Consider the following 26784-nt stretch of genomic DNA (forward strand, 5'->3'; position numbering starts at 1 on the left):
TATTGTCATGGCCACTCCCACAGACACCGCAACTCCCTCCGCCGACGCGCCCGCGTCGGGCAAGCGCAAGGTCTGGCTGCTCGGCCTGCTGGTGTTGGTGCTGCTCGCCGGCGCGGGCATCTGGGCCTGGTACAGCCTGGTCGGGCGCTGGCACGAAAGCACCGACGACGCCTATGTCAACGGCAACGTGGTGGAGATCACCCCGCTGGTGACCGGCACCGTCACCAGCATCGGTGCCGATGATGGCGACCTGGTGCATGCCGGCCAGGTACTGTTGCAGTTCGACCCGTCCGACAGCGAAGTGGCCTTGCAGTCCGCCGAAGCCAAACTGGCGCGCAGCGTGCGCCAGGTGCGCGGGCTGTACAGCAACGTCGACTCGCTCAAGGCCCAGCTGGAAACCCGCCAGGCCGAGCTACAGAAGGCCCAGCAGAACTACAACCGGCGCAAGGTGCTGGCCGACAGCGGGGCAATCGCTGCGGAAGAGATCTCCCATGCCCGTGACGACCTGACCGTGGCCCAGGCCGCCGTCAACAGCGCGCGCCAGCAGCTCAACACCAGCACTGCACTGGTCGACGACACCGTGGTGTCCTCGCACCCTGAGGTGATGGCCGCTGCTGCCGACCTGCGTCAGGCCTACCTCGACCACGCCCGCACCACCCTGGTGGCACCCGTGACCGGCTATGTCGCCAAGCGCACCGTACAGCTCGGCCAGCGCCTGCAGCCGGGCACCGCGACCATGGCGGTGATCCCGCTGAACGAAGTGTGGATCGACGCCAACTTCAAGGAAACCCAGCTGCGCGACATGCGCATCGGCCAGCCGGTGGAAATCAGCGCCGACCTGTACGGCAGCGAGGTCAAGTACAGCGGCACGGTCGACAGCCTTGGCGCTGGCACCGGCAGCGCCTTCGCCCTGCTGCCGGCGCAGAACGCCACCGGCAACTGGATCAAGATCGTCCAGCGCGTGCCGGTGCGCATTCACCTCAGCCCCGACCAGCTCAAGGACCACCCGCTGCGCATCGGCCTGTCCACCGTGGTCGAAGTCGACCTGCACGACCAGAGCGGCCCGACCCTGGCCCAGCAGCCACCGCAGCAGGCCAGCTACACCACCCAGGTGTACGACCGCCAGCTGGTCGAGGCTGATAACCTGATCGCCCGGCTGATCCACGAGAACAGCGCCACCGGCAAGACGGCGCAGCGATGAGCAACAACGCCCCGGCCCAGTTCACCCCGCCGAGCCTGCTGCTGACCACCATCGGCCTGTCGCTGGCGACTTTCATGCAGGTGCTCGACACCACCATCGCCAACGTGGCGCTGCCGACCATTTCCGGCAACCTGGGGGTGAGCTACGAGCAGGGCACCTGGGTGATCACCTCGTTCGCGGTGAGCAACGCCATTGCCTTGCCGCTAACCGGCTGGCTGAGCCGGCGGTTTGGCGAAGTGAAGCTGTTCATCTGGGCGACCTTGTTGTTCGTGCTGGCGTCGTTCCTCTGCGGTGTCGCCCAGTCGATGCCGGAGCTGGTGGGCTTTCGTGTATTGCAGGGGGTGGTGGCCGGGCCGCTGTACCCGATGACCCAGACCTTGCTGATTGCCGTGTACCCACCTGCGAAAAGGGGCATGGCCCTGGCCTTGCTGGCGATGGTCACGGTGGTGGCGCCGATTGCCGGGCCGATATTGGGTGGCTGGATCACCGACAGCTACAGCTGGCCGTGGATCTTCTTCATCAACGTGCCGATCGGCTTGTTCGCCGCTGCCGTGGTGCGCCAGCAGATGCGCACGCGGCCGGTGGTCACCAGCCGCCAGCCGATGGACTACATCGGCTTGCTGACGCTGATCGTCGGTGTGGGCGCGTTGCAAGTGGTGCTGGACAAGGGCAATGACCTGGACTGGTTCGAGTCGTCGTTCATCATTATCGGCACGCTGATTTCGGTGGTGTTCCTGGCGATCTTCATCATCTGGGAACTCACCGACCGCCACCCGGTGGTCAACCTGCGGCTGTTCGTGCACCGCAACTTCCGCGTCGGCACCATCGTGCTGGTGGGCGGTTATGCGGGGTTCTTCGGCATCAACCTGATCCTGCCGCAGTGGCTGCAGACGCAGATGGGCTACACCGCCACCTGGGCGGGGCTGGCGGTGGCGCCGATCGGCTTGCTGCCGGTGATCATGTCGCCGTTCGTGGGCAAGTACGCGCACCGCTTCGACCTGCGGGTGCTGGCGGGGCTGGCGTTCCTGGCGATTGGCACCAGCTGCTTCATGCGTGCGGGGTTCACCAGCGAGGTGGACTTCCAGCACATCGCCCTGGTGCAGTTGTTCATGGGTATTGGCGTGGCGCTGTTCTTCATGCCGACCTTGAGCATCCTGCTGTCCGATCTGCCGCCGCATCAGATTGCCGATGGCTCGGGGCTGGCGACCTTCCTGCGGACGTTGGGGGGGAGCTTTGCGGCGTCGTTGACGACGTGGATCTGGATTCGTCGGGCGGATCAGCATCATGCGTATCTGAGTGAGCACATCAGCCAGTTCGACCCGGCGACGCGGCATACGCTGGAGCAGTTGGGCGGGGCGAGTACGCAGCATTACGCGCAGCTGGAACAGATCGTCAACGCGCAGGCCTACATGATGTCTACGGTGGATTACTTCACCCTGATGACCTGGGTGTTTGCCGGGTTGATCCTGCTGGTGTGGCTGGCCAAGCCGCCGTTTACGGCGAAGGCGGGGCCGGCTTCGGCGGGGCATTGAGGGCGTTCGCCTTAAGCTTTTCAGCGCCTGTGAGATCGAGCGCCGCCCGCGCGGCGCTCGATCTCACAGGCGCTAAAAATATCACGGTGAACACCCCCTAGCCCCCGCGCAATTTATTCGCCTATCGCCGGCTGCCTGATACTCGTGACGAGGCTTTGTACGATGGGATATGTCGCAAACCTAGACGACGCTCACACTCAGCGCATGGCTGGCCACGCCGTGACACCCGCATGCCAGCCGATGGCCTTGCAGCACCACCGGCTTACCGTTCATGCGTCGGCTTGGATGCCCTTCGATAAAGGCAAAAACCCCTTGGTGAAGCGGGCAACTGGCCTTGTCGCCCAGCACCGCTGGCGTTTTCCCGTTGACGGTGTGGGTGCCAGCCAGCTGGCATGACAGCACGCTGCCACCGCTGCTGGTGGGGTCGCCCAGGCAGATGGGATGACTCATGCCTTGGCTCGTCCGATACTTGGGAGGCCATACTTGAAGGGGTCAGCGCCACGGTTCTGCTGGTTCTTCGCTTTGCGCGCCTCATCTGGCGGGCTGATCATCTGCACGGTAAGGCTGCCGTCGCTGCCCGCGTACACGACGGCACTGGCACCGCCATCGAGGTAGCTGGCGATGGTGGCCAGGTTGATTTCCACCAGCGCGCTGCTGACGCCGGTATTGCCCAGCCGTCGACCGATGTCATAGCCCTCGTCGACATTGCCAACGTCCAGGCCTTGGCCGTCGGTATTGAGGCTGTGCAGGGCGTTGGTCAGGGCGATTTCTGCTTCAGCGTTGTTAGTGGTGTCGTAGAACACACGCACCGGCTTTTGCCCAGCGGGCAGGGTGTCGAGGGCCCTGATCCAACCCGCTTGCAAGGCCTTGGCCTGCAACGCGGGTTTGAGGCGCTTGCCGTGTTCGTCCTGCATCGAGACCTTGATCGGACGGTGCAGGTAGCCCAGCACCGGCGCTGCGTCGAACTCTTTCAGTTGGTGTTCGGCCCAACGCACGGGCAGCCAGGGGGACGGTTCGAAATGGCCTGGGCCGCGGTTATCGATGGACTTCCACAAGTTAGGTAGTTGCGATTGCCAATAGGTGGTGGACATGGTGCCGGGTGGTAATAGCACTTTATTGCCTTTGGCATGCTCGGCGGCTACATACCAATCTCCAAAGGCCTTGCTCCGGTCCCAATAAAACGCCCACAACTTGCCAAAGTCAGTTTTTTTGTCCTGATTGTCCTCGGCGTTACGGGTGACGAAGGGACGTATGTAGCGGTCCACTCGGTCCGAACGTGTGACCAGCAGGCCCGTCATACTTTCGTAGATCGTCGGAACCACGTGGCCATTTTGCAACCCCGGCGTGCCGGGTTTGCGATAGCCGTTTCGAGTCACGTCACCGTCTTCGCTTGCGATCAAGGCTTGTGGCACTTTCGGGTTATCGTCAAAAAACGTGAACAGTCGCTCGATCATGCCTTGAGCATGTGTCGTGCTCTCATTGTCTTGCCACAAAAACTGGGTAACGCCCAAGGTCGCGGCGTTACGGCCTGAGTTGATCAGGCCTGCTGCACTGTCGGCGCTGTCGTAGGGGGCGGGCGGTCCCAGCGCAAACACCGGGATTGGCCAGTACGCTACTGCCTCACCTGCCGAATTTTTGAATGCGATACGGACTTTGATTTTTGCAGAGTTTTCCCTGGATGTTAATGATGGGTTGTAGTCTTTCGAATCTTGCGGGTAAATCGAAGCGAAGTTGTCATTTTTCTTTTTGATGAACTGCCAGATTTTGGACTGGCCATCTGTGTAAATTCCAAGTCCGACTCCCCGAATTTCCAAGGCGTAGGTGCGGACTTGGGTGGCCTGTTGTTCGGCGTTTCTGAGTTCCATCTGGTTGCGATAATTGGCAAACTCTGCCTTCTCACTTGCCAGGGCATTGCCCCACCAGTGAGTGCCAAAGATCATCAGTAGCGGGCCGACAATCGCGGCAACACCCCAGGCTAGGACGGGTTTCATGTCCCTAAGTACCATGTTAGTTTCCTGTGCTTTGAGTTGGACAATCCAGATGAAGCTGATCCAGAGCACAAGGAGTACCCCGGCGATCCACAGATAAGGTTTAAGGTTGGGCCGCGTCTGAGTGGAGGGCGGATTATCCTTCATTGGCCAACTCCTTGCTCGAGTACTGTGACTATCAGGGACGGTGGCGTAAGCGATACCAGACCAGAAGGTGGGAATATGCCTTCTTCATAATACCGAAAACTGGCAGTCACCAATGTTTGGGCCTCCTCACTCAGTTTCGCCCAACCCGGTAACTTCGTGATCTTGTTATATATCGTTTTATCCACCTTCCAATCCGCAATCGCAACCAACACCTCCCGCATATCCGGGTCATCAAGGCTGTGTGCCTGGCCAATTGCAATATCCATCGCCGTCACCCAGCGCTGGTTCTCCGGGCTGCGCAAAACCGCCGAGTGGTAACTGTTAGGCTCCCTTTCTTTCGGATCTTCGCGCATCCGGTCCTGGATTTCATTAGGCGTTTCTTCACGGTAAATGACGTACTCTTTCACCTCTGAGCCTTGATGCACGGCAGCTTGGCTTATGGCTGAAGTTTGATCACCGGGTTCTTTGCCAGCGTTCCACCGGGCCAGTTCTTCATCCGAGTTCACGCGATGAGGACTGGTACGCACCTTGAACCATTTGAAGCGGGCTTTCGGATTGCCCAGTGCGGAGCGGATACTCACATCATCGGGGCTGTCCATGCCTGCCTCTGTGGGTGTGCCTTCCTTTGCCTCGCCGCCAAACAGCTGTGGAGCATAGGGTGGGGTTAAAGGTTCGGCATTGATCAGCACTTCCTCACCTTTTGCTATTGGCGCTTGCGAGGCCACGGCGCCGGCTTTCCACCCGCCAGGGTAGCGGGGTTCCCCTTTGGCACGCAGCACCGTTTGTTGTATGGCGTCGCCGACCAGTACCGGCTGACCGTCGCGATGACGCTTGGTCCACAGGCGCTGGTAAAACCGCATGGACTGCAACGCCGCCATCGCCGGTTTGCCGTCTGGCAAGGTATTGGGCACCCCATACGTACCGATGCCATGCACGTCGTCCAGGGCGACCGTGGTGTCGTCCGGGCAGAAGTACAGGTAAACCTTGCCGCGATTGTCGCGTTCGGGGAAAACGGTCAGGTTACCGACCTTGTCCTGGCGCGAGCCCTGTATGGGTGACCACCTGGGGCCCGTGCGACCGCCGTAGGTCTTGCTGTCCCTGAGTGCGGACAGCGGCGGCTGGGTGTGGGGCGCCTGGGTGACTGCGGTGGCGATGTTGATCAAGGTGGCGAGTGTGTCATGGCCTTTGGGGGTGGTTTTGGGCAGCACACTGTAAGGCGTGTCCACCATGATGACGGTGTCGGCACAGCGTTGGCCCTTGTCGATCAACAGGGCTTGCGCAAGCAGGGTAATCAAGGTGCCTTGACTGTGGCCCATGATGGTGATGGTTTCATCAGGCGATACACGGCGGATCTCACTGACCAACATGGCCAATCGCGTTGCTGCGAGCACAAAGTAACGCCGGTGTGGCCCTTTACCCATGTACTGGGTGTTGGAGAGCATGGGTTGTGCGATATGCCGGATAAACTTGGCAAAGCCGGGGCTGTACATCTCCAGCAGGTTGTTGGTGGCATTGGCGAAGAACCCGCCGCCTTTGGCGAAGTGCCGGTCCAGGCGGTTTTCGAACACGTCCTGGTATTGGCCGCGCAGTTTGGTCGGGTCGTCGTTTTTATCGCGCTTGATCTCGCCAGGCTCAGCCCGATAGCCCCAGTAAAACGGGATCATCAGGCTGCGGGTTTTGGGGTCGTCAGCGTCTCGCTGATAAAGGAATGTGTCTGGATCGTCGAGTGTGGCTTTGTGATCCTCACCGAGTTCCTCAATCGGGATTTTTTTTGCAGCACTGTAGTCAGTCCCATACCGCCCCGCCTTCAGATCAGGCCGATCCAAACGCTCATTTACCCCTTGGCACAACCCCGTCTCTACCGACTCGTATGAAGCCCCCGGATCATTCACGCCGTGCAAGAAGATCACCACTCCTGGCAGGTCGGCGGGCACCTCCATTTTGCGTTCGGTACTGAAGTTGGGTACCAGCCGTGTGATGCTTTCAGCCACGGTAATTTGATCGCCACTCATTGGCTGCCTCCTTTGCTGCTGGTGCTGCGCAAGGCAGCCACTTGCGCCTGGTGCATCGCTTCGCGTTCGACGCGTTCGGTAAGCCCGCTGGCGTCGGTCAGGCCTTGCACGGTGCTGCCGTCCTCAAGTGTGATCTGGTAGGCGTGATCAACGGCCATCCGCACGCTGTCTTCAGCGTGCCCCGGGTAGTGGAAGGCCAGGCGTTGCGCCGCCGGGTCGCGGGTGAATGCCGGGACCTGGGCGCTGTCGGTTTTAGGGCCGACCCAGTCATGCTCGCTGGCATGAACGATCACCTTACCCTGGCTGCCGATTTCGACACCGCCACCGATCTTGATGTAGCTGCCGTCATCGGCCACCAGGCGAATGGTGGGGGCGGTGACGACCACCTCGCATTCGGCGGCCGACAGGTGCAGGTTCTTCTGTGCATTGACGGTGATGTCGTCTTCCTGGGCCTGCACCAGCACCTTGCCGCGGTTGGCGATGGCGCTGATGCCTTCATCCTGGGCGAAGGCACTGATCCCCTTGCCGGCCTGCAGGCGCATGGCGGCGCCGCTGGTCAACTGCAGGTGGTCCTGGGCGGTGGTGTCGTGGTTGGCGCCGGCATAGTGGAGTTGCGAGCGTGGTGTAGCACTGGCAATACCTGCCGCAGCCGCAACGGCCATGACGGGTTCGCCGGGGCTATCGCTGTCGGGTGCTGGCCACTGTTTAAGGGCCTGGCTCAGGGCGTCGATGCCCTCGCTGTCTACCGATGCACCACCTCGTGCAGCGGCCGTTTGCCCGAGGCTTTTGAACAGATCCCCGCACTCGGCCAGCAGCTTGAGCAGTTCTTCGCGGTCCAGTTGCGCCCCCGTGGCGTCCTGGCGCGCATAGGTGGTCAGCAACAGGCCTTGGGCGGCGCGCAGGGCCATCGCGGCGTCGGTGCGCAACTCGGCACCGTTGCCACGGGCCTTGGCCTGGCCGTCAGTGCGTGGCTCGGTGAGCTTGCCCAGGTTGAGAGCCGTGGCATGGTGCGTGGTACCGACGCGAGCACGCAGGGCGCCGGGTGTGTCATCGAACAACAGCTCGTTGAAACCTCGGCCCTTGTGCTCCTGGGTCTGGATGCCGGAGAGCACGCGGTTGCCTGGCAGGCCTGAGGCTTTGCTGAACCGCGGCGGTGTGTGGTCGGCGTTGTACATCACCGAGGTGACCACGGGGCGGTCGATATCGCCGGCCAGGAAGGTGACCAGCACTTCCTGGCCGATACGTGGCAAGAACTGATGGCCGAAGCCACTGCCCGCGCTGGGCATCGCTACCCGCACCCAGGTGGTGCCCTGCGGCAGGCTGTCGCCGCGCTGCCAGTGGAACCTGACCTGGATCCGCGCCAGCTCATCGGTGAAGACTTCTTCGCCCTCCGGCCCGACCACGATCGCACTGAGCGGCCCGTTGATGGTTGGGCGCGGCACGGTGATCGGGTGGCGGTAAGGGATGCTCTGGCGAATGCAGACGAACTGGTTGTCGTAACCTGCGGGCTCATCGGAAAAATAGTTGTTGCGCCCCGTGTGCGCGACCGACACCAGCAGGAACTGGCGAGCCTCCGCCGGGCCGTGTTCATGGTCGAAGTGCTGGGTCAGTTCAAAGCTGTAGCCCGGCCGCATGGCTCGGCAGTTGCTGCTGCCGGTGAAGGTCTTGGCCTGGGCCTCGATGATCTCCAGGTGGCGACGCACCAGCGCCTCGCCCTCGTCGCGCAGGCCATGGCTGTAGGCACCGAAAAAATCGTAGACCTCGTAGGGCGGAGCGTCGCCTTGCTCATTGAGGCTGACCATGTCGATGGACAACGGATTTCTTGGCTGCTTGTAGTCGAACGTCTGGATGGCCATCTTGCCCGGTTGCAAGGCCCGGTGGCTGCGCCACTGGGTGATCGAATCACTGGTCTCGGTGACAAAGGCGCTGTGGTAGCGGATTCGCGGTTGTTCGGGCAGCGCTTCCAGGCCCTGGGATCGATCGGTGATGATCAGGCTGTGCCCGTCCTTGCTGTGATCGATCCAGCTCGAAACTGAACAGCGTGGACAACCCCTCATTGCCGGTGAAGTGCTCCAGCAACAACGCCTGGTCGCCCTGGACGGGGGTGGTGAGCTTGATCAAACGGCGGTTCTGGGGTGTAAAAATGTTCGTCAATTCCATCGACGTCAGATTCCTTGGCAAAACAAGCTGCGCAACGTAGCACAGGTTGCGACAGAACCTGACGCATCAGGGGCGGGTCAAAGTTTGTCAAGACGTGACGGTCATTCCATTAACAGGTTTTTTCACCTATTGTCGGGCATCCGTCCCTGATCGATCCGTTAGCTGCCATGCACAAAGTCATCGTCATCACCGGCGCCAGCCGTGGCATCGGTGCCGCCACCGCCCTGCAGGCCGCCCGTGAGGGTTACCGCATCTGCATCAACTACCACGCCGACGACCAGGCCGCCGAGCGCATCCTCGCCCAGGTCCGCGCACTGGGCGCCGAGGCCATCACCGTGCGCGCCGACGCCAGCGTCGAAGACGAGGTGATCCAGCTGTTCCACCGCGTCGACCAGGAACTCGGCCCGGTGACCGCGCTGGTCAACAACGCCGGCACCATCGGCCAGCAAAGCCGCGTCGAAGACATGTCCGAGTTCCGCCTGCTCAAGGTGATGAAGACCAACGTCGTCGGCCCCATGCTCTGCGCCAAACATGCATTGCTGCGCATGGCCCGCCGCCATGGCGGGCAGGGCGGGGCCATCGTCAACGTGTCCTCGGTCGCGGCGCGCCTGGGGTCACCCAACGAGTACGTCGACTACGCCGCCTCCAAAGGCGCGCTGGATACGTTCACCATTGGCCTGGCCAAGGAAGTGGCGGGCGAGGGCGTGCGGGTCAACGGGGTGCGGCCGGGTTACATCCATACCGGTTTTCACGCCCTGTCCGGTGACCCGGACCGCGTGACCAAGCTCGAACCCGGCCTGCCCATGGGCCGTGGCGGCCGCCCCGAGGAAGTGGCCGAGGCGATCCTCTGGCTGCTGTCGGACAAGGCCTCGTACTCCACCGGTAGCTTCATCGACCTGGGCGGCGGGCGCTGAAGGCTGCCCGTCAGGGCAGCTCATCCGCCAGCAGCTGACGCACCCGTTCGGCCAGTGCCTCAAGCTCGAAAGGCTTGGTCAGCACGCTGGTACCCTGCAGCAACTGGCCGTCGCTGAGCGCCGCGCTCTCGTCGTAGCCGGTAATGAAGAGCACTTTCAGGTCCGGGTACAGTTGCCGGCAACGCTCAGCCACCTGGCGGCCATTGGGGCCGTCGGGCAGGCCGATATCGCTCAGCAGCAGGTCCGGTTGCTCGCACTGCTCCATGTGCGCCAGCGCGGCAGGGCCATTTTCGAAGGCCTCGACCTGGTAGCCCAGTTCTTCCAACACCTCGCCAACCACCAGGCGCAGCGCTGCCTGGTCCTCCACCAGCACGATGCGTTGCCCGCCCGAGCTGCTTGCCAGCGCCTTGCGCGCAGATGGCCGGGGGGCCACGACAGGCTGTTGGTGGTGGCGCGGCAGGTACAGCTCGACCCGCGTGCCCTCGCCGGGGGTGGAGAGCAAGCGCAGCTGGCCACCTGACTGGCGCACGAAACCGTAGGTCATCGATAACCCCAGGCCGGTGCCCTGGCCCATGGGCTTGGTGGAAAAGAACGGGTCGATTGCCCGGGCCGCCACTGCGGCGCTCATGCCACAACCGGTGTCGGCCACGCTCAGCCGCACATAGTCCCCGGCAGCCAGCTCGAGCGGGCGCGCCTGCTCGCTGTCGAGCGTGAGGTTGTCGCCGTGGATATCGATGGTGCCGCCGCCCGGCATGGCGTCACGCGCGTTGATGCACAGGTTGAGCAAGGCGCTTTCCAGTTGCGGCGGGTCGATGAAGGTTGGCCACAGCCGGGAGAGGAAGCGGCTGCGCAAGGTAATCGACGGGCCGATGCTGCGGCGTATCAGCTCTTCCATGCCGTTGACCAGGGCCGAGACCTCGGTCGAGCACGGTTGCAGGGTTTGCTGGCGCGAGAAGGCCAGCAGCCGGTGTACCAGCGACGAGGCCCGTTGTGCCGAGCCGCTGGACAGTTCCAGCAAAGGCTCCAGCTCTGCGTAGCGCTGCTGGCCCAGGCGCTGCTGCATCAGCTCCTGGGCGTTGATGATGCCGCCCAGCAGGTTGTTGAAGTCGTGGGCGATGCCGCCGCTGAGCTGGCCCACGGCCTCCATCTTCTGCGCCTGGCGCAGCGCCTGCTCGGCCTTGGCCAGGCGTTGCTGCTCCTGCACCCGCTCGCTGATGTCGTAGGCGAACAGGTAGGCGCCCTGTACGCTGCCGTCCTGGTCGCGCAAGGCGTTGAAGCGCAGCTCGTAGTGGCGAGGCCCGAAAGCACCGATCTCGGTGAACTGTTCGCCCGCCAGCGCCCGTTGCCACATCGGCATTATCAGCTCACGGTCCGCAAGGTGGTGGTCTATGAATGCCGGCAGGTACTCACCGACTTCGGGCGTGCGGCCATACAAGGCATGGAAGTCATGCTTGGCCTGGCGGTTGACTGCCAGCCAGCGCAGGTTGGTATCGACCACATGCACGTTGACCACGCTGTGGTCGACCAGCTCGGCAAACAGGCGGCGCTCGGCCAGGGCTGCGCTGACCCGCTGCTCAAGCTCTTCGTTGAGCTGCTGCAGGGCCAGCTCGGCCTTGCGCCGCTCGGTGACATCCTTGAACAGCACCGCGACCTGGCGGCGCTCCGCCGGCTCCACGCGGAAGGTGGTCACCGACAGTACATGGCCCGTGGCGACCAGCTCCTGCTCGAACTGCAGCGGCTCGCCAGTGCGCAATACCGCGCCGTAGCGGGCGACCCAGTCGTCCGCCTCGTCGGGCACCATCTCGCGCAGCTTCTGCCCGACCACGTTGGGGATGCCGGCATGCTTGGCGTAGGCGGCGTTGGCCAGGACATGCACGTAATCGCTGAGCGGGCCATGGGGGCCATCGAAGAACTCGATGATGCAGAACCCTTCATCCATGGTATCGAACAGAAATCGATAGATGTTCTGGTCCTGATCTGCGTGTTGCAGCAGCTGGGTTTCCAAATGCGCGTTACGCTGGCGCAGGGTTTCGATTTCCTGACGCAGGGCAAGCAGGTCGCGGTGGGGCATGGCGACGTCCGACAGAAAAGAAGGATCAGACTTTACCTGTCCGCACTGCCAGCGCATAGCGGGCTATAGCGGCAAGCGCCGATTTTCCAGCAACTGGGCAACGTGCTGGTTGAGGGCCGCCAGTTCGAACGGTTTGTACAGCACGGCGCAGTGCCTGCCTGGGCTGACGTTGACCCGGTTGCTGGCATAGCCGGTGATGTACAGCACCGCGACGCTGCCGGGGCGCTTCTGGCAGGCTGCTGCTACCTGGTAGCCATCGATGCCGCCCGGCAGGCCGATATCGGTGATCAGCAGGTCCGGGCACAAGCCCGCTTGCAGCGCTTCCAGTGCGCTGCGGCCATCGCTGAAGGCATGCACAAGGTGCCCTTGATCCTCGAGTAACTCGCAGATCAGCAGCCGCAGGATGTCCTGGTCTTCCACCAGCATCACCACCTGTGGCGCTGCGCGGGACTGTTGGCCTGGCGCCTGTGGTTGCGTGCGTGCGTGCCCGGCAGCGTCGCAGGCGGCCCGTGGCAGGTAGAGGTGGATGCAGGCTCCTTGGCCCGGTTCGCTGGCGATGCGCAACTGCCCACCGGACTGGCGCACGAAACCATAGACGATCGACAGGCCAAGGCCTGAGCCCTGGCCCAGTGGCTTGGTGGTAAAGAAAGGTTCGCAGGCCTTTTGCAGCACATCGGCAGGCATGCCGATGCCGTTGTCGCAGACACTGAGATGCAGGTAGGCGCCGCCGCTCAGGTCCAGCGCGCGTGCCTGCAGCTCATCGAGCTGGGTGTTCTCGCTGGCGATACGCAATGTCCCCCCCAGCGGCATGGCGTCGCGGGCATTGATGCACAGGTTGAGCAGTGCGTTTTCCAGTTGGTGCGGGTCGATCTGCACCAGCCACTGGCCGCTCTGGGTCTGGTCAATGAAGGTGATGCGCGCATCGAGCGAACTGGCAATCAGCTCGTGCATGCCGGCCACCAGTTGCTGCACGTCCACGGCCTGGGGCACCAGTGTCTGTTGACGCGAGAAGGCCAGCAGTCGCTGTACCAGCGCAGCGGCCCGTTGAACGTTGTGCCGGGCGACCCCAAGCAACCGGGTGGTGTCGTGGTAGCGCTGTTCGGCCTGGCGCTGTTCGGCCATTTCGAGGGCACCAATAATGCCGCCGAGCAGGTTGTTGAAGTCGTGGGCGATACCGCCGGTCAACTGGCCGACCGCTTCCATCTTCTGCGATTGGCGCAGGGCTTCTTCGATCTTGCGCACGCGCTCCTGTTCGGCGATGCGTTCGCTGATGTCGTAGGCGAACAGGTAGCCGCCCTGGATTCGCTGCTGAGCGTCGCGCAATGTGTTGTAGCTGATTTCGTAGTGACGCAGGGCGTCGGGCGGGCCGAGGGCGATGGTGTCGGTGAACGCCTCACCAGCCAGGACGCGCGGCCATACCGGCTCCAGCCATTTCACGATGTCGGGCTGATTGGCAATGAACTGCGGAATGTAGTCACCCACCTGCGGCACGAAGCCACGCAGGCGCTTGAAGGTTTCCTGCGCGGTGCGGTTGATCGCCAGCAGGCGGAAGTTGCGATCGGCCGCGAAGACGTTGGCCTGGCTGTGGTCGACCAGCTCACCCAGCAGCTTGCTGTTGGCCTGGGCCAGGTCGATGCGCTGCTGCAGGAGTTGTGTGGACGGCGTCGAGTCATCAGGCAGCATTGCGGCGATCCAGCGTGTGGGTCGCCCAACTATAGCTCCACTTGTTATGGCCTTCCTTCAGAAGGAGCGAATGATGCGCCCCAGGGTTTCCATGGCTCGCTCGGCAGCCTCGTTCCACGGTGTGCCGTAGTTCAGGCGAATGCAGTTGCCGAAGCGCCGGGTCGGCGAAAAGATCGGCCCCGGTGCGATGCTGATGCCTTGGGCCAGGGCCATGTGGAACAGCTTCAGGGCGTCCATCTGTTCGGGCAGTTCCAGCCACAGGAAGTAGCCGCCGGAGGGCTGGCTGACGCGGGTCTGCGCCGGGAAATGGCGGGCGATGGCTGCCAGCATGTTGGCCTGCTGCCCCTCCAGGGCGTAGCGCAGCTTGCGCAGGTGACGGTCGTAGCCGCCGTGCTGCAGGTAGTCGGCGATGGCCGCCTGGGCCGGCATCGAGGCGCACAGCGAAGTCATCAGTTTCAGCCGCTCGATCTTCTGCGCGAAGCGCCCGGCGGCCACCCAGCCGATGCGATAACCCGGTGCCAGGCTCTTGGCGAACGAGCCGCAGTGCATCACCAGGCCTTGGGTGTCGAAGGCCTTGGCCGGTTTCGGCGCCTGTTGCGAGTAGTACAGCTCGGCGTAGACATCGTCCTCGATCAACGGCACCTGGTGGCGGCGCAGCAGCTCGACCAGGGCCTGTTTCTTCGCCTCGGGCATGCTCGCGCCTACCGGGTTCTGGAAGTTGGTCATGCACCACACAGCCTTGACCGGGTGCTTGTCCAGGGTCTGGGCCAGCACCGCCAGGTCCATGCCTTCGCGCGGGTGCACCGGGATCTCCACGGCCTTGAGCTTGAGCCGCTCCAGCACCTGCAGGCAGGCATAGAAGGCCGGCGCCTCGATGGCCACCAGGTCGCCGGGCTCGGTGACCGCCTGCAGGCACAGGTTCAGGGCTTCCAGCGCGCCATTGGTGATCAGCAGCTCTTCCATCGGCAGCATCAACCCACCGACCATGTAGCGCAGGGCAATCTGCCGGCGCAGTTGCGGGTTGCCCGGCGACAGGTCGGTGACCACCATGCGCGGGTCCATGGCCCGGCTGGCACTGGCCAGCGAGCGCGACAGGCGCTGCAGCGGGAACAGTTCCGGGCTGGGGAAGGCCGAACCGAACGGCACCGTGCTCGGGTCCTTGATCGAGTCGAGGATGGAGAACACCAGGCCGCTGACGTCCACCTCGGTCGATTCGCTCTGTGGCTCCAGCGCCTGGGGTTCGCTGAACTGGCGGGGGGCGTGGGCGTTGACGAAGTAGCCCGAGCGCGGCCGTGCGCGGATCAGCCCGCGGCGTTCGAGCAGGTAATAGGCCTGGAACACCGTGGAGGGGCTGACGCCGTGGGTCTGGCTGGCATAGCGCACCGAAGGCACGCGCTGGCCTGGGCCGAGCACCCCGGAGCGGATCAGTTCGGCAATGTCGTCGGCGAAGCGTTCATAGCGTTTCATGGGGGCTCGGCAGGCAAGGTGAACAAGCAGTGTAAGGGATCAGCGGTTCAGTGGCGCCACGAAGCGGCTGCGGGCCACGCTGCGCACGTCGGGCTGGTCGCTGTCGCGGATTTCGAAGGCCAGTTCCTGTGAACTGCTGGCCGGGCGCGCGGCCAGCAGCGCCACCGACACCGGCAGCTCGCTCATTTCGCCGGCCGGGATGCTGAGTTCGGTGTTGCCGTGCAGTTCGAAGCCGTCGGCATCGAGCAGGCGCAGGTGGTAACGCTGAGGCTGCGCGGTCTTGTTGATGACCTTGAGCAGGTAGATGTTCTCGATCTGGCCCTGGGCGTTCTCGCGGAACAGGCCACGGTCCTTGATCACGTCCACCGACACCATCGGGCGCAGCTGCAGGGCCACCACCAGAGCGCCGATCATCAGCACCAGGGCGGCGGCGTAACCGAGCAGGCGCGGGCGCAGCCAATGGGTGGTGCCGCCTTGCAGGCTGTGTTCGGACTTGTAGCCGATCAGGCCGCGGGGGTAGCCCATCTTGTCCATGACGTTGTCGCAGGCATCGATACAGGCGGCGCAGCCGATGCAGGCCATCTGCAGGCCGTTGCGGATATCGATGCCGGTGGGGCAGACCTGCACGCACAAGGTGCAGTCGATGCAGTCACCCAGGCCCTGGGCGTGGGCGTCACTGCCTTTCTTGCGCGGGCCGCGGGATTCGCCGCGGCGCGGGTCGTAGGCCACGGCCAGGGTGTCCTTGTCGAACATCACGCTCTGGAAGCGCGCATAAGGGCACATGTGCAGGCACACCGCCTCGCGCAGCAAGCCGGCATTGATATAGGTGGCCGCGGTGAAGAACAGCACCCAGAACAGTGCCACGCCGCCCAGCTGCAGGGTGAACAGCTCATGGGCCAGCGGGCGGATCGGCGTGAAGTAGCCGACGAAGGTCAGCCCGGTGAGCACGCCGATGGCCAGCCACAGGCTGTGCTTGAGCGTGCGCCGGGCCAGCTTGTTCAGGCTCCACGGTGCGGCGGCAAGCTTGATGCGCTGGTTGCGGTCGCCTTCGGTGACCTTCTCGCACCACATGAACAGCCAGGTCCAGGTGCTTTGCGGGCAGCTGTAGCCGCACCACACCCGGCCGGCATAGACGGTGATGGCGAACAGGCCGAAGGCGCAGATGATCAGCAAGGCCGAGAGCAGGATGAAGTCCTGGGGCCAGAAGGTGGCGCCGAAGATGTGGAACTTGCTGTCGGCCAGGTCCCACAGCACGGCCTGGCGACCGTTCCATTCGAGCCAGGCGGTGCCGAAGAACAGCACGAACAGCGCGCCGGCGAAGGCGATACGCAGCGTGCGGTACAGGCCGGTGAAGCTGCGGGTGTGGATGCCAGGGGTGGCAATCTGGAGGGCATGGATTCGTTCGGTCATGGCGTCGGTGCTCTTACGGCCTCGATCAGGCACGAGCACTATGGCCCCCGAACTGTTTTCAGCACAGGCTCAGGTTAGCCGATAAAAACCGTATCAGATTGCCGCCAAATGTTGCCGATGGCTTAGATGACGGAGCCTGGCGCGCTGGCCTTCAGATGCCTGCGACTATCTACCGCACCGATCACGGTCAGCGCGTCGGCTTCGGCTTCGGTGATCGGGAAGCGCTCGCCGGCAAGGATGGCCACCGACATGTGCAGCTGCTCGTCGGTGATGATCTCGACTTCCGGGCCTTTGCCTTCGATGCGCAGTTTTTCGCCGATCAGGGTGCAGCGTTGGGTGCTTTCTTCAATTTCGATGGGCATGGTCGGGTCCTCCGGGGGCGGTTACAGGTTGTGACCGCAGGCGCTGGACGGTTGCTGCATCGGGGTGCCGGGTGGGCACAGGCTACAGCCACGTCAAAGGCCTGACCACCGCTGCGGGGCTTGGATGACGGCTGCCTTCGTTACTGCTGCTGGACTGGGGCGAGAAGCCACGGCGCTGATCAGCACGGTGCTGGTGTTGTTGGTATCGGGCACGATGCCGCTGGTGGTGGAGAAGGTCGAGGGGCAGAGCGAGGAGAAGCAGAAAGAGGAGGAGGGCAGGAAGCACTGAGGGGAGCCGAAGCTCCCCTCAAAGCGTTGTTGCCTGCTCTTTTTTTATTATTGAGGCCGCCTTTTATTGTTTTTGTAGGCTACCTTGGTGTCGCGTGCAACCCCCATCCGGGGTCAAGAGCAAACGTATTTTTTTGAGCGCTGACCTGCTTTCATCCTGTGGATCCGAGCCTGACTGCCGCTACCTTCAGGTAGTTTTATTGTTCTGTGTCAGTCCGCGGGGCGAGCCCCTGAAAAGCCTGTCGACTCCAAAAAAATCTGCTTGCTGCGCCTCTGCCGTGTTGTTCTTGTTATGTCAGAGCCGTTACATGTTGTTTTTATTGGTTATCGCGTTTTTCTTGTTGTTGTACCAAACATATAGCAGGCGCCGTGCCAACTTTTGAAAATCCTTTTAAATCAACGCTTTGGCTGGATCTGGCGAAATCGGGTGACCTGAAATTCTGTCGATTTGTTTCCCTGTTACCCGATTTTTTGCTGAAAACTGTGGGGGAGGTAACACTCACCCACACTCATGTGACACCTGTATGAAACTCATTGTGCACTGCGCGCTCGCGCCACCCGCGAACCGTTGGCCCGGCCCAGCACCGCGCTGATGCGCTGCCCGGCGGCGATCAGCCGGTCGAGGTCGATGCCGGTCTCGATACCCAGCCCCTGCAGCAGGTACAGCACATCTTCGCTGGCGATGTTGCCGGTAGCGCCCTTGGCATAAGGGCAGCCGCCCAGGCCGGCCACCGAGCTGTCGAACACGCTGATGCCTTCGAGCAGGCTGGCATACACGTTGGCCAGGGCTTGGCCATAGGTGTCGTGGAAGTGGCCGGCCAGTTGCGCGCGGGGCACCACGGCCGACACCACCTCGAACAGCCGGCGGGTGTCACCGGCCGTGCCGGTGCCGATGGTGTCCCCCAGTGATACCTCGTAGCAGCCCATGTCGTGCAGGGCCCTGGCCACCGGTGCGACCTGCTCGGCGCTGACCTTGCCTTCATAAGGGCAACCCAGCACACAGGACACGTAACCGCGCACCCGCACGCCATGACTGCGCGCGGCCTCCATGATCGGTTCGAAGCGCTGCAGGCTTTCGCTGATCGAGCAGTTGATGTTGCGCTGGGAGAAGGCCTCGGACGCGGCGGCGAACACTGCCACTTCCTTTACCCCGGCTGCCAGTGCGTCCTCGAAACCGCGCAGGTTGGGGGCCAGTGCGGCATAGGTAACACCGGCACGCTGGTGGATACCGGCGAACACGTCGGCGGAGCCTGCCATCTGCGGCACCCATTTGGGCGAAACGAAGCTGCCGACCTCGATATAGCTCAGCCCGGCGTCGGTCAGGTCGTCGACCAGGCGCACCTTGTCGGCGACGCTGATGGGCTGGGCTTCGTTCTGCAGGCCGTCGCGGGGGCCGACTTCGACCAGGCGGACTGTTGCGGGCATGGGCATGGTGGGGTTCCTGTCAGCGTTTGTCGTTGTTGTTCAGGGTGGCAGCCAGGGCCTGTTCGCAGCGCTCCTGGGCGGTGTCCAGTTCCAGCTGCATCTGGTGAATGTCGAGCATCTGCTGTTCAAGCTGGGCGCGGCGCTCGGCGATCTTCGCCAGCATGCTGTGCAGCTGCTTGAGGTTGCCGCTGCTGGGGTCGTACAGCTCGATCAGTTCACGGCATTCTGCCAGCGAGAAGCCGATGCGCTTGCCACGCAGGATGAGCTTCAGGCTGACTTTGTCACGGGCCGAATAGATGCGCTCCAGGCCACGCCGCTCGGGGCTCAGCAGGCCCTGTTCCTCATAGAAGCGGATGGCGCGGGTGGTGATGTCCAGTTCGCGGGAGAGGTCGGAGATGCTGTAGGTCTGGCTGCTCATGCTCGGGCTCGGCGTGGGGTATGGCAGTATCCTGAGGGCAGGTTGACGTATACGTCAAGCAGATCAGTCTGGCTGCACCGCACGCCGGTAGCCATTGGGGGTCTGCCCGCTCAGGCGCTTGAAGAAGCGGGCGAAGTAGGTCGGGTCGCTGAAACCCAGGCTGTCCGACAGCTGGCCAATGCTCATGCGCGTATAGATGAGGTTGCGCCGTGCCTCCAGCAGCAGGCGCTGGTGGATCACCTGCAACGCAGTCTGCCCGCTCAGCGCCCGGCACAGCTGGTTGAGCTGCAGGCTGGGGATGTTCAGGCGTGCAGCGAAGTCCTCCACCGACAGGTGTTCGCGGTAATGCGCCTCGACCAGCCGCAGGTACTGCCCGAGCAACTGCCGGTCACGTTCGTCGCGGTTGCGTGGGGCCTGCCCCAGTTGCTGACGGCGGCTGATCCACACCATCAGCGCGGTCACCAGCGCTTCGAGCATGGTCGCCCGCGCGGGGGCGTTGCCCTGGTACTCCCGTTGCAATGTTTCGATCAGGCCGCGCAGCTGGATGCGGTCTTTGCCCAGCGGGTAACACGCCGGTTTCGCCAGCACCCCCAGTGGCGCGGCCAGGCGCTGTTCGAGGTCGGCCACCAGCGCAGTGCCGAAGGTCAGCACATGGCCCTGGATATCGGCGCTGAAACGAAAACCGTGCACGGTCAGGGGCGGCACCACTTGTATCGCGGCCTCGTGAATGGTGCTGCGCACGCCTTCGATTTCCACCTGGGCTTCGCCGCGCTGCACGTACAGCAACTGGAACAGCTCGGCATGCTGGTGCGGCTTGATCTCCCAGTGGTGCAGGCGGCTGCGTGCCGGGATCGACTCGCAGTGCAGCAAGTCGGTGCCGGGCCAGTGCTGGTTTTCGCCATACAACTGGAACAGCGGAACGCCGGGGAGGGTGGATCTCATGTCGTGATCGCCTGTCCGTTAATCGAACGTTTTTTGTAAAAGTGCATTTTTTGCATCGGATAACACACTTATTTGCCGGTTGCAGCCAGTAAAAATGCAAGGGTACACCCTCTCGATGAGATAAAAACAATGAACACTCAGGTTGCAATCATCGGTGCCGGTCCGTCCGGCCTGCTGCTCGGCCAGTTGCTGCACAAGGCCGGCATCGATACCGTCATCCTCGAACGGCAGACCCCCGAATATGTACTCGGCCGCATCCGCGCCGGGGTGCTTGAACAGGGCACCGTCGACTTGCTGCGCGAAGCCGGCGTCGCCGAGCGCATGGACCGCGAAGGGCTGGTCCATGAGGGCGTCGAGCTGCTGGTTGCAGGCCGTCGCCAGCGCCTGGACTTGAAGGGCCTGACTGGCGGCAAGACGGTGATGGTCTACGGCCAGACCGAAGTCACCCGCGACCTGATGCTGGCCCGCGAAGCCAGCGGCGCGCCGATCATCTACTGCGCCAGCAACGTGCAGCCGCACGAACTCAAGGGCGAACGGCCCTACGTGACCTTTGAAAAGGACGGCCAGACGCACCGCCTGGACTGCGACTACATCGCCGGCTGCGATGGCTTCCACGGCGTATCACGCAAGAGCATCCCCGAAGGCGTGCTCAAGGAGTACGAGCGGGTCTACCCGTTCGGCTGGCTGGGCATGCTGTCCGATACCCCGCCGGTGAACCACGAACTGATCTACGCCCACCACGAACGGGGTTTCTCGCTGTGCAGCCAGCGCTCGCAGACGCGCAGCCGCTACTACCTGCAGGTGCCGCTTGAAGAACGGGTGGAAGACTGGTCCGACGAGCGCTTCTGGAACGAGCTGAAGGCACGCCTGCCCGCAGACGTGGCGCAGCAGCTGGTCACCGGGCCTGCGCTGGAAAAGAGCATCGCGCCACTGCGCAGCCTGGTGGTCGAGCCGATGCAGTACGGCCACCTGTTCCTGGTCGGTGACGCCGCCCACATCGTTCCGCCCACCGGCGCCAAGGGCCTGAACCTGGCCGCTTCCGACGTCAATTACTTGTACCGGATCCTGGTCAAGGTGTACCGCGAAGGGCGTACCGACTTGCTTGAGCAATATTCGCCGCTGGCCCTGCGCCGGGTCTGGAAGGGTGAGCGCTTCAGCTGGTTCATGACCCAGCTGCTGCATGACTTCGGCGAGCACAAGGATGCCTGGGACCAGAAGATGCAGGAGGCCGACCGCGAGTATTTCCTGACCTCTGAGGCGGGGCTGGTGAACATTGCCGAGAACTATGTGGGGTTGCCGTACGAAGAGGTGGCTTGAGGCGCCCGGCGAGAGGGATTTGGCGCCCGTGAGATCGAGCGTCGCCCGCGCGGCGCATCGCGGATAAATCCGCTCATTTGTTGCAACGTGCCAAACCTGTTGGGGCATGGTTGCGCGCCTTGTTAGGATGACAAAATTTTCAGGCTGGCATTGCCGCCGGCTCACCTTTCTTCAGGCATGCACCAAGGCTGGCGACGCCTCTATTTCAGGCATGGCCACGTTGCAACAAATGGAGCGGATTTATCCGCGATGCGCCGCGCGGGCGGCGCTCGATCTCACAGGCGCCGAATACCTTTCGGCGAACACCCGAAAGGACGCCACCCCAATGCCCCGCCACCCCTCATTCCTGAAATCGCTGCTCACAGCTCTATGCCTGACCACCACCAGCACCGTTGCCTGGGCCGACCAGCCGCTACCCACCCCTCCAGAGCTGGAGTCGGGCTACCGCAGCAACCTGCAGCCAGTCCACGCCAGCCGGCACATGGTGGCGGCCGCCAACCCGCTGGCCAGCGAGGCCGGGCGGGCGATGCTGCGTGCCGGTGGCAGCGCCATCGATGCGGCGATCGCCATGCAGATGGTGCTGACCTTGGTCGAGCCGCAATCCAGCGGCATTGGTGGCGGCGCATTCATCCTGTACTGGGACGGCCACCGCGTGCAGGCCTTCGACGGCCGCGAGGCCGCACCGGCAAGGGTGACGGAAACGTTGTTCCTGCAAGCGGATGGGTCGCCCATGCCGTTTCGCGCAGCGCAGATTGGTGGACGCTCGGTAGGCGTACCGGGCGTGTTGAGGGCGTTGAAACTGGCCCATGATCAGCACGGCAAGCTGCCGTGGAAGGATCTGTTCGCACCGGCCATCGCCCTGGCGCGCAACGGTTTCGCCGTGTCTGAACGGCTGCACACGCTGGTCGCGGGTGACCCCTTCATTGCCCGCTCGCCAGCCATGGCGAAGTACTTTCTGGATGACCAGGGCAAGCCGCTGACCGTTGGCACGATCCTGCGCAACCCGGCGCTCGCGCAAACCTTCGAGCGCATTGCAGAGCAGGGCGTCGATGCCTTCTATGGCGGTGAGATTGCCCAAGCCATGGTGGCTGAAGTGCGTCACCACGCCAACGCCGGGCAGTTGTCGCTCGAAGATTTGCAGCGTTACCAGGCCAAGGAGCGCGAACCGGTTTGTGGCCCATACAAGGCCTGGACCATCTGTGGCATGCCGCCGCCGTCGTCTGGCGGGGTGACCGTGTTGCAGACCCTGGGCATTCTCGACGCTTTGCAGCGCCGCTCGGCGCAGCGTGACCTGGCTGACCTGCCGCCACGGCAGGTAACCACCGTGGCGGGGCTCGAACCCGCGCCACAAGCCGTGCACCTGATGGCCGAAGCCGAGCGCCTGGCCTACGCCGACCGCGCCCAGTACCTGGCCGACAGCGATTACGTGCCGGTACCGGTCAAGTCGTTGCTCGCCCCGGCCTACCTCGCTGAGCGCGCCAGGCAGGTCGGCGACTACAGCATGAAGCACGCCCGCCCAGGCACCCCGCACGGCGCCAACCTGGCCCTGACGCCCGACCGCTCGCCGCTGCGGATATCCACCTCGCACCTGTCTGCCGTCGACGACAGCGGCCAGGCCCTGGCCATGACCACGTCGGTGGAATCGGCATTCGGTTCGCACCTGATGGTTGGCGGCTTTCTGCTGAACAATCACCTGACAGACTTTTCCTTCCTGCCGTCGGAAAACGGCAAGCCGGTGGCCAACCGGGTGCAGCCCGGCAAGAGGCCGTTGTCGGCGATGGCGCCCACCCTGGTGTTCTCGCGTGCCTCCGGCGAGCTGGTGGCGAGCCTCGGCTCCCCCGGCGGCTCGCAGATCATCGGCTACGTGAACAAGGCGTTGATCGGCCTGCTGGACTGGCATCTCGACCCGCAACAGGCGGCCAACCTGCCCAATTTCGGCAGCCGCAATGCCGGGACCGAAGTGGAAGCCGGGCTGGTGAGCCCGGCGCTGATCCGCCAGCTGGCTGCGTGGGGCCATGAGGTCACGCCAATGACCATGACCAGCGGCATGCAGATCATCCAGCGCAGCGCCGAGGGTTGGGTCGGTGGCGCCGACCCGCGGCGCGAGGGTGTAGCGCTAGGTGACTAGCGCGTTGCCGGGCCTGGAATGGCGTGGTAGAAGTCAGTCTTGTCATTCAGTCGTTGAATACCAAGATGTCCATCAGCGTTAAATCGAATAGAGCCCTGTTCGACCTCGACCTGTTGCGCGCCATCGTCGTGGTGGCCGATTGCGGCAGCTTCACCACGGCGGCCGCACGGTTGCACTCGACCCAGTCGACCATCAGCCAGAAAGTGCGCCGCCTCGAAGACATGGTCGGCCACCGCCTGCTGGTGCGCGGCAACCGCGACGTATTGCCGACCGACGCCGGGCAGACCCTGCTCGGTTATGCCCGGCACATGCTGGCGCTGAACGACCAGATGCTCGAAGCCCTGGCCGGGGCCATGGTCGGGGTCACCGTGCGCCTGGGCGTGCCCGAGGATTTCGTCGGCGGGCGCACCACCAATGCGCTGTCGGCGTTCAGCCGCCTGCACCCGCAGGTCAAGCTGGAAGTCACCAGCGGCCTGTGCCGTGACCTCAGCCAGGCCTACGACAACGGTGAGCTCGACCTGGTGCTGCTCAAGCAGCGGCGCAACAGCCGCGAGGGCGTGGCCTGCTGGCCCGAGCGCCTGCAGTGGATCGACAGTGCGCGCATGCCGGCGTTCGAGCTCGATCCGGTTCCGCTGGTCACCTTCCCGCCACGGGGGCTGTACCGCGAAGACATGATCAGTGCCATCGAAGGCATGGGCCGGCGCTGGCGCATCAGCTTCACCAGTTCCAGCCTCAGTGGCATCCAGGCGGCGGTGGCCGACGGCATGGGCATCAGCCTGTTGCCGCCGCGGGCAGCGACCGGCGAGCACCGGGTGCTGGGGCAGACACAGGGGTTACCGGAGGTGGACAGCTACGAGATCGTCATCGTGCACAAGCCGACGGCGGATGTGATGGTCAAGGACCTGGCCGGGGTGATGAGCCAGTTGCTGGCGGGTGGCGGGATCTGACCCCGGCGTGGCATATCCGCTTCAGCACCGACCGCCAGGCACTGAGCATGGAATGACACTTCATCATAGTCCCAGCCTAGGCTGGGCATCCTTGATCCAAAGGCACGCGCCCTGGGGGCCGGCGCATGCGTGCAAGGGCGTGCCTGCTGGTAAGCGAATCCAACTCAAAGGTCGCAGCGTAAATTGTACGCAGTCCAGGCTGCCCTTTAGAAGCAGGCATTCCAGGCCGCGGGGGTTGTCCAGATGGAGAGAGGCGCCGGGTTGCAGCTGCTTTAGACTCACCTGTTCGTGGGCGTTCGAGAACAGAAGTTGATCACCCTGCGCCGATAGCGTCGCGACCAGTTGCTGGTCATCGTCAGGATGAAACTGCTGCAGGCGGACGAAGATCGTGCAGCCTTCGCTCGACTTCGGCGCGTGAGCGCTACCTGGCGGGTTGCGTACATAGCTGCCAACCGGATAACGGCCGCGCTCGTCCTCGAACACGCCTTCCAGCACCACGAATTCTTCGCCGCCAGGGTGTTGATGGGCGCTGAAATGACTGCCGGGGGCATAACGCACCAGGCTGGTGGCCCGGGCCTTCTCGCCACCGATGCGAAACAGCGGGCGGCGTTCGACGCCGGGCAGCGGGCTGGCCAGCCAGGGCAGGTCGGCGCCATGCATGATGGCGGGCAGAGTCAGGTCGGCATTCAGGCGGTCCGGGAGCATGGCGGTATTCCTGGCATCAATGGTTGGCTGTACCGGTCCTATCTATGATGGCGGTGTTGAGGGGGCTCGATAAAGTCTTTAAAACACCCACAAACAAGAATTTCCCTCTCAGAGGGCTATGTGGTGTGGTACAGGGTGGTGAAGCAGGTCAGTGCCCAGCAGGCCGCGACGATGCAGCTCAGTGTGCCGGTCATCGCCGCGCTGGGCGGGGTGGTGCTGATTGGTGAGCCGATGTCGCTGCGCCTGCTACTCGCCTCGCTGGTGGTGCTCGGTGGCGTGGCGCTGGCACTGTTGCCGGGCAGGTTGCGTTAGAAGAAGCTGCGCTGGGCCTTGAGGGTAACCATGCTTTCGCAATAGCTGTTGATGCCGGCATAGGCGTCGCAGCCGCTGCCGCTGAGGTCGGAGTTGCTGTAGATCAGGTTGAGGTCGATGCCTAGCCATGGCCGCGACAGTTCCAGCGACCAGTCGGAAAACCCGTTGACCTGGCTGCCGTCGCCGATGGTGAACGGGGTGCCCAGGCGGTGGTGGGCGAGCTTCACGGTCAGGTCGGCATCGAGCAACGGCAACTGGCCGAAGTCGGCGAACAGCGTACTGGTGCGGTTGTCCGGGTTGTCGCGCCAGGCGCCGCCGAAACGGCTGCCCAGGACCGAGATACCGCCGTACAGGGCAAAGCTGTCGGCGCCGGCGATATTCGGCTGGCTGTAGTGGATCAGGCCCACTTCATAACCCAGGGTGCTGTCGAAGTGGTGCTTGTAGCCGGTGTAGCTGTCCAGGCGCAGGGTGGAGTCGGGCGTTACGCCCATGCTCGGCGCGTACTGGCCAAGGTACCAACCGCTGGGGTGGCTGAGGTCGAGGCCGCCGTGGAAGGCACCCACCGCACTCGGCGAGATCAGCCCCTGGGCCATGCTGCGCGAGGGCGTGGTGCCGAGCTTGAAGTCGAAATCGCCCAGTTGGCGCTGGATCTGTTGTGCGTGCAGTGCCGGGCTCGAGAGGAGGGCCACCGTCAGCAACAACAGGGGCCTGGTCATGGTCACCGTCCTGGAAGGCTTGCGCTTGAGCGGCTGAGGATACCTGCGTTGGCTGCCAGTCGGCTACCGACGGTGGCCAATACTCGACCATTGGTCAATGGCAGTTCATACCCCGAGTGGTTCGGCGATTTCGATCAGGTTCAGGTCAGGGTCCCGTACGTACACCGAGCGGATCGGGCCGGTTGCACCAGATAGTGCGCTGAGCCGGCCTTTCAACTCAGCCTTTGATTGCAGGCTGAGCTTCGGCGACATCAGTGACCGCCTGCTGGCTCGCGGAACGCTCGATGACGCGCTTGCGCAGTTCGTATTCGTCCAGCGACAGGCCCTGACGCTGGATGGCCTCCAGTTGCAGCTGGCGGGTTTCTTCGGCGGTGTAGGGGCGCAGTTCGGGGTGGCTGGCGCATCCGGTGAGCACGGCGATGGCGGTGGCGGTAAGGGCAGCGAGCAGCAGGCGGGCCGTGGTGTTCATCGCGGAAGCTCCAGGATTCGGGCGGTGGGAATCGATGGAGCTAGGTTATTGATGGCTGGCGATGGGTAGAAATTGGTGTTGTCGATAGTGACTATTGAGTGAAGGCGGCTATGTTTCTGGCGGTATTTTTGCAGCGCCCATGATGCACCTCCTGGCCCTCTCGCGATCCC

General features: G+C 63.5%; 20 protein-coding genes and 4 pseudogenes. 8 read left to right on the plus strand and 16 right to left on the minus strand.

Going from position 1 to position 26784, the window contains the following annotated elements; all coding sequences use genetic code 11:
• Nucleotides 1–7: 7 nt before the first annotated feature.
• Nucleotides 8–1201 carry an HlyD family efflux transporter periplasmic adaptor subunit gene (locus ACIPZ8_RS02815; RefSeq protein WP_400719472.1) on the plus strand — a complete coding sequence of 398 codons (1194 nt, stop codon included), beginning with the start codon at nucleotides 8–10 and terminating at the stop codon, nucleotides 1199–1201.
• On the plus strand, nucleotides 1198–2733 hold the full coding sequence (locus ACIPZ8_RS02820) for a DHA2 family efflux MFS transporter permease subunit (RefSeq protein ID WP_400719473.1): 1536 nt from the start codon (nucleotides 1198–1200) through the stop codon (nucleotides 2731–2733). The genes ACIPZ8_RS02815 and ACIPZ8_RS02820 overlap by 4 nt, the downstream gene beginning before the upstream one ends.
• Nucleotides 2734–2913: 180 nt before the next feature.
• Here the strand turns inward: ACIPZ8_RS02820 and ACIPZ8_RS02825 are convergent, their stop codons facing one another.
• From ACIPZ8_RS02825 to ACIPZ8_RS02840, 4 genes and pseudogenes are all read right to left on the minus strand, one after another.
• The gene (locus tag ACIPZ8_RS02825; protein ID WP_400719474.1) at nucleotides 2914–3183 is read right to left on the minus strand and encodes a PAAR domain-containing protein; all 270 of its coding nucleotides are present in this window, start codon (nucleotides 3181–3183) and stop codon (nucleotides 2914–2916) included.
• The gene (locus ACIPZ8_RS02830) at nucleotides 3180–4868 is read right to left on the minus strand and encodes a DUF2875 family protein (protein WP_400719475.1); all 1689 of its coding nucleotides are present in this window, start codon (nucleotides 4866–4868) and stop codon (nucleotides 3180–3182) included. The genes ACIPZ8_RS02825 and ACIPZ8_RS02830 overlap by 4 nt, the downstream gene beginning before the upstream one ends.
• Nucleotides 4865–6880 (minus strand): DUF3274 domain-containing protein, encoded by a 2016-nt coding sequence (locus ACIPZ8_RS02835; protein ID WP_400719476.1) that lies wholly within the window; start codon nucleotides 6878–6880, stop codon nucleotides 4865–4867. The genes ACIPZ8_RS02830 and ACIPZ8_RS02835 overlap by 4 nt, the downstream gene beginning before the upstream one ends.
• Nucleotides 6877–8904: pseudogene (locus ACIPZ8_RS02840) on the minus strand (type VI secretion system Vgr family protein); the annotation flags it as partial. The gene ACIPZ8_RS02835 and the pseudogene ACIPZ8_RS02840, both read right to left, overlap by 4 nt.
• A 303-nt stretch (nucleotides 8905–9207) precedes the next feature.
• Between ACIPZ8_RS02840 and ACIPZ8_RS02845 the strand changes: the two are divergent.
• On the plus strand, nucleotides 9208–9954 hold the full coding sequence (locus tag ACIPZ8_RS02845; protein WP_400719477.1) for an SDR family oxidoreductase: 747 nt from the start codon (nucleotides 9208–9210) through the stop codon (nucleotides 9952–9954).
• Nucleotides 9955–9964: 10 nt separating this feature from the next.
• Here ACIPZ8_RS02845 and ACIPZ8_RS02850 read toward each other — a convergent pair whose 3' ends face one another.
• The 5 genes from ACIPZ8_RS02850 to ACIPZ8_RS02870 form a co-directional block, all read right to left on the minus strand.
• Nucleotides 9965–12025, minus strand: a complete 2061-nt coding sequence (locus ACIPZ8_RS02850; RefSeq protein WP_400719478.1) for a PAS domain-containing protein — start codon at nucleotides 12023–12025, stop codon at nucleotides 9965–9967.
• A gap of 63 nt (nucleotides 12026–12088) precedes the next feature.
• A complete protein-coding gene (locus ACIPZ8_RS02855) occupies nucleotides 12089–13708 on the minus strand; it encodes an ATP-binding protein (protein ID WP_400719479.1) in 1620 nt (539 codons plus the stop codon).
• A gap of 57 nt (nucleotides 13709–13765) precedes the next feature.
• On the minus strand, nucleotides 13766–15175 hold the full coding sequence (mapR, locus tag ACIPZ8_RS02860) for a GntR family transcriptional regulator MpaR (protein ID WP_400719480.1): 1410 nt from the start codon (nucleotides 15173–15175) through the stop codon (nucleotides 13766–13768).
• A gap of 39 nt (nucleotides 15176–15214) precedes the next feature.
• On the minus strand, nucleotides 15215–16585 hold the full coding sequence (gene ccoG / locus ACIPZ8_RS02865; RefSeq protein ID WP_400719481.1) for a cytochrome c oxidase accessory protein CcoG: 1371 nt from the start codon (nucleotides 16583–16585) through the stop codon (nucleotides 15215–15217).
• 122 nt (nucleotides 16586–16707) lie between these two features.
• Nucleotides 16708–16947 carry a DUF3203 family protein gene (locus tag ACIPZ8_RS02870; protein ID WP_400719482.1) on the minus strand — a complete coding sequence of 80 codons (240 nt, stop codon included), beginning with the start codon at nucleotides 16945–16947 and terminating at the stop codon, nucleotides 16708–16710.
• Between the two features lie 74 nt (nucleotides 16948–17021).
• Here ACIPZ8_RS02870 and ACIPZ8_RS02875 point away from each other — a divergent pair.
• Nucleotides 17022–17236 (plus strand): annotated as a pseudogene (locus ACIPZ8_RS02875) (MgtC/SapB family protein); the annotation flags it as partial.
• Between the two features lie 530 nt (nucleotides 17237–17766).
• On the opposite strand, the gene ACIPZ8_RS02880 reads toward ACIPZ8_RS02875, so the two are convergent.
• The 3 genes from ACIPZ8_RS02880 to ACIPZ8_RS02890 all read right to left on the minus strand — a co-directional run bounded on the left by ACIPZ8_RS02880 (nucleotide 17767) and on the right by ACIPZ8_RS02890 (nucleotide 20020).
• Nucleotides 17767–18666 carry a hydroxymethylglutaryl-CoA lyase gene (locus tag ACIPZ8_RS02880; protein WP_400719483.1) on the minus strand — a complete coding sequence of 300 codons (900 nt, stop codon included), beginning with the start codon at nucleotides 18664–18666 and terminating at the stop codon, nucleotides 17767–17769.
• Nucleotides 18667–18679: 13 nt separating this feature from the next.
• Nucleotides 18680–19078, minus strand: a complete 399-nt coding sequence (locus ACIPZ8_RS02885) for a MerR family DNA-binding transcriptional regulator (RefSeq protein ID WP_060513138.1) — start codon at nucleotides 19076–19078, stop codon at nucleotides 18680–18682.
• A 63-nt stretch (nucleotides 19079–19141) separates the two neighbouring features.
• Nucleotides 19142–20020, minus strand: coding sequence for a helix-turn-helix domain-containing protein (locus ACIPZ8_RS02890; RefSeq protein ID WP_400719484.1), 879 nt, complete (start codon nucleotides 20018–20020; stop codon nucleotides 19142–19144).
• A gap of 129 nt (nucleotides 20021–20149) precedes the next feature.
• Here ACIPZ8_RS02890 and pobA point away from each other — a divergent pair, with 129 nt between their 5' ends.
• The 3 genes from pobA to ACIPZ8_RS02905 all read left to right on the plus strand — a co-directional run bounded on the left by pobA (nucleotide 20150) and on the right by ACIPZ8_RS02905 (nucleotide 24412).
• Nucleotides 20150–21337, plus strand: coding sequence for a 4-hydroxybenzoate 3-monooxygenase (gene pobA / locus ACIPZ8_RS02895; RefSeq protein WP_400719485.1), 1188 nt, complete (start codon nucleotides 20150–20152; stop codon nucleotides 21335–21337).
• A gap of 325 nt (nucleotides 21338–21662) precedes the next feature.
• A complete protein-coding gene (gene ggt, locus ACIPZ8_RS02900; protein ID WP_400719486.1) occupies nucleotides 21663–23465 on the plus strand; it encodes a gamma-glutamyltransferase in 1803 nt (600 codons plus the stop codon).
• A 65-nt stretch (nucleotides 23466–23530) separates the two neighbouring features.
• Nucleotides 23531–24412: a LysR substrate-binding domain-containing protein gene (locus ACIPZ8_RS02905; protein ID WP_400719487.1), complete on the plus strand. Its 882-nt coding sequence runs from the start codon at nucleotides 23531–23533 to the stop codon at nucleotides 24410–24412.
• A gap of 63 nt (nucleotides 24413–24475) precedes the next feature.
• Here ACIPZ8_RS02905 and ACIPZ8_RS02910 read toward each other — a convergent pair whose 3' ends face one another.
• On the minus strand, nucleotides 24476–25117 hold the full coding sequence (locus ACIPZ8_RS02910) for a cupin domain-containing protein (protein ID WP_400719488.1): 642 nt from the start codon (nucleotides 25115–25117) through the stop codon (nucleotides 24476–24478).
• Between the two features lie 114 nt (nucleotides 25118–25231).
• Between ACIPZ8_RS02910 and ACIPZ8_RS02915 the strand changes: the two are divergent.
• Nucleotides 25232–25429, plus strand: a pseudogene (locus ACIPZ8_RS02915) (EamA family transporter); the annotation flags it as partial.
• Here the strand turns inward: ACIPZ8_RS02915 and ACIPZ8_RS02920 are convergent.
• The 3 genes and pseudogenes from ACIPZ8_RS02920 to ACIPZ8_RS02930 all read right to left on the minus strand — a co-directional run bounded on the left by ACIPZ8_RS02920 (nucleotide 25426) and on the right by ACIPZ8_RS02930 (nucleotide 26614).
• Nucleotides 25426–26145: a TorF family putative porin gene (locus ACIPZ8_RS02920; RefSeq protein WP_400719489.1), complete on the minus strand. Its 720-nt coding sequence runs from the start codon at nucleotides 26143–26145 to the stop codon at nucleotides 25426–25428. The pseudogene ACIPZ8_RS02915 and the gene ACIPZ8_RS02920 overlap by 4 nt on opposite strands.
• Nucleotides 26146–26250: 105 nt before the next feature.
• Nucleotides 26251–26337 (minus strand): annotated as a pseudogene (locus ACIPZ8_RS02925) (VOC family protein); the annotation flags it as partial.
• 25 nt (nucleotides 26338–26362) lie between these two features.
• Entirely contained in the window at nucleotides 26363–26614 is a 252-nt protein-coding gene (locus tag ACIPZ8_RS02930; RefSeq protein ID WP_400719490.1) for a hypothetical protein, read from the minus strand.
• Nucleotides 26615–26784 lie beyond the last annotated feature (170 nt).

This window comes from Pseudomonas sp. NPDC089422 (assembly GCF_044749405.1).
GTDB lineage: Bacteria > Pseudomonadota > Gammaproteobacteria > Pseudomonadales > Pseudomonadaceae > Aquipseudomonas.